Below are 9,651 nucleotides of genomic sequence, written 5' to 3'. Positions count from 1 at the left end.
ACAGCTATTGATACTGTGTACTGGGCAGGTGGTGGACATATTGGGGGATCATTAAGTTTTACTGAAATTATGGTCATTCTTTATTATAAGTATTTACGGATTGACCCAAAAAATCCAACGTGGGATGATAGGGACCGTGTAGTGCTGAGTAAAGGTCATGCTGGTGTTGGGTATGCGCCAATTCTGGCGGATAAAGGATATTTCCCTAAAGAGCTCTTGAAAGAGTATAATCACACAGGTTCAATTTTGGGTATGCATCTGGATGGCAATAAGGTGCCGGGTGTTGATGTATCTACCGGGTCACTGGGACATGGATTACCAATATCGGTTGGATTGGCATTGGGCGCGCGGCTACGCGGTAAATCATGGCTCACGTATTGTATAATGGGTGATGGAGAATGTGATGAAGGCTCGGTGTGGGAAGCTGCAATGGCTGCTGCTCACTATAAAGTCACCAATTTAATTACTATCATTGACCGCAACAGAATGATGATAGATGGGCCAACTGAAGAAGTTATGCGTCTTGAACCATTTGCTGATAAGTGGAAAGCATTTGGATGGATTGTAAAAGAAGTAGATGGCCATGACTTTAATCAACTGGCCGATGCAATAGAATATGCCCAGAAAGAGGATAAAGCTCCTGTAGTCATTATTGCGCACACTGTGAAAGGCAAATGTGTGGACTTTATGGAAGACAAATATGAATGGCATTATGGAGGCCTTGACAGTGAAAAGGTTGAGCTTGCCAAAGCATGTATTGATAAACATTACTGTGAAATGTAAATGAGGAGGAACACAATGGCTGCTGATGGATTAACATATACTATCGTTGACACAGCAAATATGTCAACGGCTGAAATTTACGGAAAGGTTTTATGTGACCTTGCTGAAAAACATAACGATATTGTTGGACTTTCTGCTGATCTTGCTAAATCCACAAAAATAGGACAGTTTGCAGCAAAATTTCCAGATAGATTCTTTAATGCGGGTATTGCCGAGCAGAATATGTTTGGGATGGCTGCTGGGCTTGCAAAAGCAGGGCTTACACCGTTTGTGTCTACATTTGCGGTTTTTGCATCACTACGCGCTGCTGAGCAGGTACGTACTGATATATGCTATCCAAAGCTTAATGTAAAGATTATTGCAACGCACGCAGGTACATCGTTTGGACAGGCGGGAACCACCCATCACTGTACAGAAGATTTGGCAGTAATGCGTTCTTTTGCAAATATGGTGGTGATAGCTCCGGCAGATGGCATTGAAACTGCAAATGCAGTCATTGCTGCGTATGAACACAAAGGCCCTGTATATATACGAATCAACCGTGGCTTTGACCCATTCCTGTATGAAAAGTCAGATTATGGATTCCAGATAGGCAAAGCAGTGCAGCTTAAAGATGGTACCGATATTACGATCATTGCCTGTGGTGCTGCGGCGTATAATGCGTATCATGCTGCGGGAATCCTTGAGAAAGAAGATGGATTAAGTGTGCGCGTTCTTAATATGCATACTATTAAGCCAATTGATGAAGAAGCAATTTTAAAAGCGGTTTTGGAAACACGCCGTATAGTAACATTTGAGGATCACAATATTTATGGCGGTTTGGGTAGTGCAGTTGCAGAAGTGATAGTAAAAAGCGGAAAAGCCTGTGCCTTTGAGTCAGTTGGGATACCGGATGAATATGCTATCATAGGGCTGCCCGAAGATTTGCAGAACTACTATGGATTTGACCAGAATAAGATAATTGAGAAGGTACGCCAGATAATGGGCAAAGATTTTGAACAAACCGAAGACTGGGAAGACGAGGTGTAATATGGCAACCCAGAATGAATTGTTTGCATCAACAATTTTTCTAAAAGCGGCATTACCACTTACAAAAGTTATTCTAGAATACAGGCCAAAAATGGCTGCTAAATATAAAGGACTTAACGGCGTAGTACAATTTGTGGCAAAGGATGAAGCAGGGGATATTGGTGCATATTTACAATTCACTGATGGTGTACTGGATGTAAAATATGGCATCCACGAAAAACCAGATATTGTGTTTACTTTTAAAGATGTAAAAACAATGAATGCTTTTTTTGCCGGTAAACCTGCAATACCCTCAATCAAAGGATTAACAAAATTAAAACTTTTACTTAAAGCTGTAAATTTGTTACTGGCATTAAAGATTATTGGGCGCAAAACTCCACCAAAAAAGCCTGAAGATCGAGAGCTTATGGTACGGTTAATGCTCTATTTACTGCCGCTTGGAATAAGTCAGCTCAACAAAGCTGGACATCCAGAAATTTCAAAATTTTGTAAAAAAAGCCCTGACAGGACATTTGCATGGTCAGTAACAGGTACTGATATAGCTTCGTATCTCAGAATGAAAGCAGGTAATTCAAAAGCTGGGAGGGGCAAATATACCCGTTCCAAACCGTTTGTTGAATTTAAATTTGACAGCGTTGATGGTGCTCTGGGGATTTTACTGCAGACAACCGACATGATAGAAGCATCAATCAACCGAATTTTGGTGATTGAGGGTTCACCGGAGTATGGCAAAGAAATGGGTTCATTCATGAATATTGTTGGGCAATTGGCTTCATAGCATTGTCCAAATTTTTATGAGTCATACAGCATACATGGATTGTCATGCTGGGGTTGTTTAAGATGTTATTTTGATATAAATGTGTCATTGCTTACATGAATAAGTGTGACACAGTAGAGAGAAACATTATATTGAAATTGGCTTATTTTATAATAAAATGTCTGTGATATGTACACAAAAACTATATCAAAACAATTCCTACAGTAATAGTTAAAATACATACAATTCTGGAGGTAACATGAAAGTAAAGTCATTAAGTCATGTTGGAATAACTGTTAGCAATTTTGAGAGAGCAGTGAAATGGTACTGGGATGTGTTCAGGTTTCCTCTAGTTGCAGAAGAAACGATGGATGAAAAACAAGTAGAAGCCTTATATAGCCTGTACGGATTAAAGAATACTAAACTACGCTTGGGGTTTTTACGCACTCCGGGTGGTGCAGTACTTGAAATATTTGAATTTAGTCCTGCTATTGAATCTGATAAAGTATGCTGGAATAAGATTGGATTAACACACATAACGCTTGATGTTAAAAATGTAAAAAAATGGTATACAAAGCTCAAAGAAAAAGGTGTCACATTTCTTTGTGAACCCCAAAAAACAGGTCCTAATGAATGGGTTTTTATGCAGGATATGGACGGCAACCTGATAGAGCTTATTGATTTAAAATTTAACTATATCGCTCTTCGTTATTTAGGTGGGATAGTTGCTCCACTATTGAGGAAGCTTCAGTTTGGGAAGTATTATAAATAATATACAAAAAGTAAATTTAAGAAAAAAAGCATGGAGATATCCCATGCTTTTTTTTAATTTTTTATTGATTATTTTATCCCCTAGTGTATAATTATCTAAATAAACACAAAACAAATATATGTCATATTTAATATTGTCATACAAATGAAGAGGTGGATACTATGGATACTCAATCGCAAGATATGGTAAAGTTATTTGCAGGAGTTGATGCCGGTTCTACTACGCTTTCAATTGTTATTATGGATGAACATAAAAATATAAGGGATATCTATTATGGGTATCATCATGGAAAAATAAAAGAACTAGTTCAACAGTATTTTGATGCTCAGAAAATCACAAAGGTTCATGGTATTGCTATCACTTCTTCAACACCTAAGATTATTAATGCTGCTTTACTCAATACGCAGGTTGCATATGTTCAAGCAGCAAAAGAATATATTCCTCATATACGTACTCTTATCATAATTGGTGGCGAAAAATTTGGCGTTATTGAATTTGACGAAAATGGTAATTATGTTCAGTACCGTGGCAATACAAGTTGTGCTGCTGGTACAGGAGCATTTCTTGACCAGCAAGCACGACGCTTGCAGCTTGCTGGATCAGATCACCTTTCACAGCTAGCAATAAAAAATGTGGGAGATATGCCAAAAATTGCTTCTCGTTGCGCAGTTTTTGCAAAAACTGACCTTATTCATGTGCAACAGGAAGGCTATACGGTGTATGAAATTGCCGATGGCTTATGTTATGGCCTTGCACGCAACATTGCTGATACGCTATTTTCCGGCACCGCGCCTGTTGAACCAGTGGCTGTGGTTGGTGGGGTTTCGTTGAATAAAGCTGTTATAAGGCATCTAGAGTCAATTCTTGGTACTTCAATCATTGTACCGGAGTTATCGCACCTGTATGGCAGTATAGGTGCAGCATTGTGGGCGGTTTCAAATGCTGATGATGGTATTTTGCTAACATTTAATGATGAACAAAATAAAAAGGAATATCACTATAAACCGCTTGATCTTATTATAAGCCAGTATCCTGATTTTTGTGGCATTGAATCATACGTCTATCATTCAAAGCACGATGTTGAAGTGGATATTTATTCAACGTTTGCTTTGCATGCTGAATGTTTTATTGGTATTGATATAGGTTCCACCAGCACAAAAATGGCGGTAACCGATAGCTCCGGAAATATATTAGCAGGTTTTTATACACGAACTGCCGGTAAGCCATTTGAAGCTGTGCAGTCATTATTTGAGGCGCTTGATGATTATGTAAAGCGTAACAGTGTAGAACTCACAATTAAGGGGGCTGCAACAACAGGTTCGGGGCGAAAGTTCATAGGAACGCTCATTGGTGCTGATGTAATACTTGATGAAATTTCAGCTCACGCAAAGGCAGCTGTTGCGTTGAATCCTGAGGTTGATACCATCATAGAAATAGGTGGGCAGGATTCAAAGTTTACCATGATAAAAAATGGTAATGTAGTGTTCTCGCAGATGAACAATGTGTGTGCTGCCGGTACAGGAAGCTTTATTGAAGAGCAGGCATATAAATTAGGGTGTACTTTAACTGAATATGCTGGTAGGGCATTGGGTAAAAGGTCACCACTTGCCAGCGACCGCTGCACCGTATTTATGGAGAGAGATATTAATTACCTGATGAGCAAAGGGTATTCAACTGAAGAGCTTTTAGCAACTGTTCTGCATTCAGTAGTAGAAAATTATTTATCAAAGGTTTCAGGAGAGGCCAAAATTGGCAACGTAGTATGCTTCCAGGGTGCAACGGCAAAAAACAAAGCACTGGTAGCGGCTTTTGAACAGCGATTGCAGAAACCAATCTTTGTGTCAAAGTACTGTCACTTAACTGGTGCGCTGGGTTGTGCACTAGAAGTAATGGAAACATTAAAAGGAAAGACAAAATTCCGTGGAATTGACCTGTATAAGAAAGATATACCTATCAGAAATGAAGTTTGTACACTGTGTACAAACCACTGTAAACTTAAAGTGGCTACTATAGATAATGACATTGTAGCGTTTGGTTTCTTATGTGGTAGAGATTATCACTATAAACGGTATGTGAATAAAACAAAAGGTATATTTGATTTTACTAAAGAACGAAAGAAAATTGTATCTTTGAAAACAACACAAAAAACAGCTACAGTGGGTGTACCTGCAGCATTGCATCTCGTTGATGAGCTTGACTTGTGGATTGATTTTTTTAATCGATTGGGAATTCGTGTTACCACCAGTGTAGACTATGATGATCCTGTATCTGCAGGTAAACGACTTGCTCAGGCAGAGTTCTGCGCCCCTATGGCTGCGTTTCATGGTCATATAACCTATCTGGCTGATAAATGTGAGTTTATTTTCGCACCATTTTATTTAGAAAAAGATGCTCCTTGGGGTGCTCGTCGTCAGTACTGCTATTATACACAGTTTGCACCTTCATTAGGCAAGATTATACATAAGGGTAATGCACAGTTACTATCGCCAATTTTAAATTATGAAATTGAGCCATTACAAAGCCGTATTGCATTGTATAAAGCATGCAAAGCAATAAAACCAGATGTAAACTATATTGATGTTATGATAGCGTTTGAACAGGCACACACTGAACATAAAGAAAAGAAAAAGAAAATTTTAGAAGCAGGAAAGCAATTTATGCAATCCCATAAAGGTATAGCAGTGGTTTTGCTTGGGAGGCCATATAATGTGCTTCTACAATCAATGAATAAGTCAATACCTTCAATTTTTGTAAATTGTGGTGTGCCTGTATTGTATCAGGATATGATTGATGCCACAGATGATGTTGATGAAATACAAGATTTACTCAAGGCATTTCACTGGCATTATGCTTCAAAGATTATTGAAACAGCGTATGTAATATCAAAAACACAAGGCATGTATCCGGTGCTGTTGACATCGTTTAAATGTGCGCCTGATTCATTTGTGATGGAGTACTTCAAGCGCATAATGGATAAGGCAGGTAAGCCATACCTTATCTTACAGCTTGATGAGCACGATTCAACGGTAGGATACCAAACTCGTATTGAGGCAGCTATCCGTTCGTTTACCAATCATTATGCATCATCAAGGATACAAACAACTGATGTAACGGTTGTTCCATCAGTAACTCGCGAATCACTAAAAGGAAAAACAGTACTTTTGCCAAATTGGGATATAATGGCAGCGCGCTTGCTGAAAGCTAACCTGCAACGCGAGGGCATTGATGCACACATCCTGTATGAAGATGATGCTATGATAGCAAAAGGTACACGCACAAATACTGGCCAGTGTATACCACTTAATATCATAGCCTATGAATATATCGATTATGTTGAAAAGAATAATCTAAATCCTGCACACACTATTCTGTGGATGGCAAATTCAGAAATATCATGTAATATACGAATGTATCCATATTTTATCAAAACTATATTCGATAGCTATGGCAAAGGATTTGAACATACTAAAGTATTTGTTGGGGATATATCATTCAGAGAAGTTTCGGTTAAAGCAGCTATTTACACCTATTTTGCATTTATGTTCAGTGGACTGCTGCGAAGAGTAGGTTGTCACTATAGGCCATATGAGGTCAATAAGGGTTTGGTTGACCAGGCTTTAGAACAAACAATGCAGGAATTTGAATTGGCATTCAAAGATGAAATTGAATGGTCACAAGCTTTGAGCAATATGGTTAAACGCTTTCAAGCTATCAAAGTAAAACGCAACTTTCGCCCCAAAGTAGCAATATTTGGCGACTTGTATGTTCGTGACAATGATGTGATGAATCAAAATTTGATTAAGTTTATTGAAACGCATGGTGGTGAGGTTATCACAACACCATATAATTACTATGCAAAGATGATTGCAAATCCTTACTTTAAAAAATGGTTCAGGGAAGGAAAGTACGGGGCGATAGTTACTGGCAAAACATTACTAACAGCTGTTGAACTTATGGAAAAGAAATACTACAGCTATTTTGAAACACTACTCAATGAACCAAATCCAGTATATACTGTTGATTTTGAGAAAGTTCTGTCACAGTTTGGTGTGACCATGCATCATACAGGCGAGTCGTTTGACAATCTCATTAAGATCTTTGCACTATTGCAGCATTACCCCGATATTCAGCTATTTGTGCAGACAAGCCCTGCATTCTGCTGTCCGTCGCTTATCACTGAAGCAATGGCACAGAGAATTTATGAGGTTACAGGTGTGCCGGTTGTCAGCATAACTTATGATGGTACTGGCAGTTTTAAAAATGATGTTGTGGTACCGTATTTGACGTTGTTGAAAACTAAAGTTGAAGACCACAATGTTGCAAAGAAGTTGTCATAGCAGTTGAGTGACATACTTTTATCAATTATGAGTATTGATTCATTAATATCAATAATTGTGAAATATTGTAAATCTTTATCAATTTGGCGTATAATTTTTTTTGTAATTAGTCCATCGTTGAATATTAGTCGCAATGTTTAATATGTCTCTAATTCTGTGATAACAGAAACGAAAATAGCATTTGCAAATTAATAATCTACTTGCTGAGAGCCGTTTTCATCAATATATCGTTTTATTAATGCTGGTGTATCAAAGAATAGATTCTGGTTCATTAACTATTGCGTTCTTCCTGAATATAATCAAGAGTAGTTTTTGTTTTTAGTGAGATTTTTTTTATATTAGGTTTCCATCTATGTGATTTATTGATATCAATTGGCATTAATCGTGCAACAGGCTTGCCTTTGCGTATAATAATAAAATCTTGACCTTCCTCAACCCTATCAATGTAATCTTTTGATTTATTTTTAAAATCAGTGTATTTTATATATAGCATTAATATACATTACATGATATGTCATTATAATGATATGTTAATGACATAATAAATAAAAGTCAACAATGATAGTTATACTTAAAAAATATAACAAATATAAATTACACAGCTTTGAAAGTGTTCAAAGAATAATTTATATAATCAATGAATAATTTATATAATCAATTATACATTTTATGTACTTAGATAAATAGTTTATTTAAGAATTCCCCGTTGTTTTGCCATTTCCATCATCTGTTCGCCACTAGTTTTTGGTGGTATTTTCTTTTCGCTGGATTTTTGTACCAGTTTGATTGCGTCGTTAGGACATGCTATTACACATAATCCACAGCCAATACAGCGGTTTTTGTTAACGTTGGCTATGTCGGTAATTTCAATTGCTTCCATTTGGCACATGTCAACACAATTGCCACAAGCTGTACAATTGTCATTGCTCTGTGCATAGTAATTTGAAAAAACCATTTCAGCAGGCTTTGGAAATCGTTTAATTGATAATAGTACTGCACAACAATCACCACAGCAACTGCACATGCCAGCAGGATTTTGAGCGGTACCGGGTTGGGTTACCATCCCAAGCTTTTGGGCTTTTTTAACAATATCTATGGCCTCATCTGCACTAATTTTTCTTCCTAAATTGTTTTCAATGTAATACTCAGCCATGGAACCAAACATAAGACAGGTTTCCATGGGTTTATCGCAGCCTTTGCCTATTATCTTTTTTTCTTTACGGCATATACAATCTGCAACCGCTATTACTGAAGCCTGACGTATAATTGATGCTGCATCTTCAAAAGGGGCAACGGTGCTTTTTGTTTCAATGGATTCATTTACTGGCACCGGACGCAAGAACATGTTTGTACTTTTACCTACTGCATATGACAATCCTTCTTCATAGTATTGTTCTAAAAGTAACGCAAGGTCTTTGCTCAGTCGTTTTACCTGAAATTCAAAAACTCCATGTATGAAAGGAATTGCGCCGTATTTTGCAACACCATCCTTAGTTTTTTTAAAAAGCAAACCACGTTTTACCATATCTTCTAAATGCGTTGCTAATTCATTAACTTTACGGCCAGTTCGGGCAGCTATGCTTTCAGCAGTTTCAAGCATTGGCGATAGCTCTAAGAAAAGTTTTGCATCATCTTCTGAAAAAAGTTTCTTTAATATTGTTATCTCAATTTTTGACTGTGTTTCAGGAAAGCCCAATGAATACATGTCCAAACGTTTTTGCAATGCTGTATAAATATCTTCCATTTTTTCCCCTCCATTATAATAAAATGACAAATAATAGTAACATTCAAATAACACTGTTATGTTCGTCAAATAATTTTTTTATTTATAACCTTTAATTACAACAATGCTTCCTTTTGAATAATCTTCTTCTATGCCTAGTAGCTGCTGTAATTTTTCCTTTGAAGCAGTCTCAATACAATGGCCGTTAAGTTCCAGTTTAATGGTCACACACATATGCCCCAACTGTGAG

Annotated in this window: 7 protein-coding genes; 5 read left to right on the top strand and 2 right to left on the bottom strand. The window is 37.3% G+C overall.

All coding sequences use genetic code 11. The features are described from left to right. Nucleotides 1–6 precede the first annotated feature (6 nt). The 5 genes from N3F66_13845 (at nucleotide 7) to N3F66_13825 (ending at nucleotide 7,678) form a co-directional block, all read left to right on the top strand. Nucleotides 7–783: a transketolase gene (locus tag N3F66_13845; protein MCX8125226.1), complete on the top strand. Its 777-nt coding sequence runs from the start codon at nucleotides 7–9 to the stop codon at nucleotides 781–783. A 15-nt stretch (nucleotides 784–798) separates the two neighbouring features. Then, entirely contained in the window at nucleotides 799–1,812 is a 1,014-nt protein-coding gene (locus N3F66_13840; GenBank protein ID MCX8125225.1) for a transketolase family protein, read from the top strand. Nucleotide 1,813: 1 nt separating this feature from the next. Further along, nucleotides 1,814–2,590, top strand: a complete 777-nt coding sequence (locus N3F66_13835; protein ID MCX8125224.1) for a hypothetical protein — start codon at nucleotides 1,814–1,816, stop codon at nucleotides 2,588–2,590. Nucleotides 2,591–2,828: 238 nt separating this feature from the next. Next, complete coding sequence (locus tag N3F66_13830) at nucleotides 2,829–3,341, top strand: VOC family protein (GenBank protein MCX8125223.1); 513 nt, start codon at nucleotides 2,829–2,831, stop codon at nucleotides 3,339–3,341. A 161-nt stretch (nucleotides 3,342–3,502) separates the two neighbouring features. Further along, the gene (locus N3F66_13825; protein MCX8125222.1) at nucleotides 3,503–7,678 is read left to right on the top strand and encodes an acyl-CoA dehydratase activase; all 4,176 of its coding nucleotides are present in this window, start codon (nucleotides 3,503–3,505) and stop codon (nucleotides 7,676–7,678) included. Nucleotides 7,679–7,949: 271 nt separating this feature from the next. On the opposite strand, the gene N3F66_13820 is transcribed toward N3F66_13825, so the two are convergent. Together N3F66_13820 and N3F66_13815 are read right to left on the bottom strand one after the other, a co-directional pair. Continuing rightward, a complete protein-coding gene (locus tag N3F66_13820; GenBank protein ID MCX8125221.1) occupies nucleotides 7,950–8,171 on the bottom strand; it encodes a type II toxin-antitoxin system Phd/YefM family antitoxin in 222 nt (73 codons plus the stop codon). A gap of 195 nt (nucleotides 8,172–8,366) precedes the next feature. After that, nucleotides 8,367–9,422 (bottom strand): 4Fe-4S binding protein, encoded by a 1,056-nt coding sequence (locus N3F66_13815; protein MCX8125220.1) that lies wholly within the window; start codon nucleotides 9,420–9,422, stop codon nucleotides 8,367–8,369. Nucleotides 9,423–9,651 lie beyond the last annotated feature (229 nt).

The organism is Spirochaetota bacterium (assembly GCA_026414805.1).
Lineage (GTDB): Bacteria > Spirochaetota > UBA4802 > UBA4802 > UB4802 > UBA4802.
The sequence above is the reverse complement of the archived record's forward strand: the minus strand, read 5'-3'. Positions and strand labels throughout refer to the sequence as shown.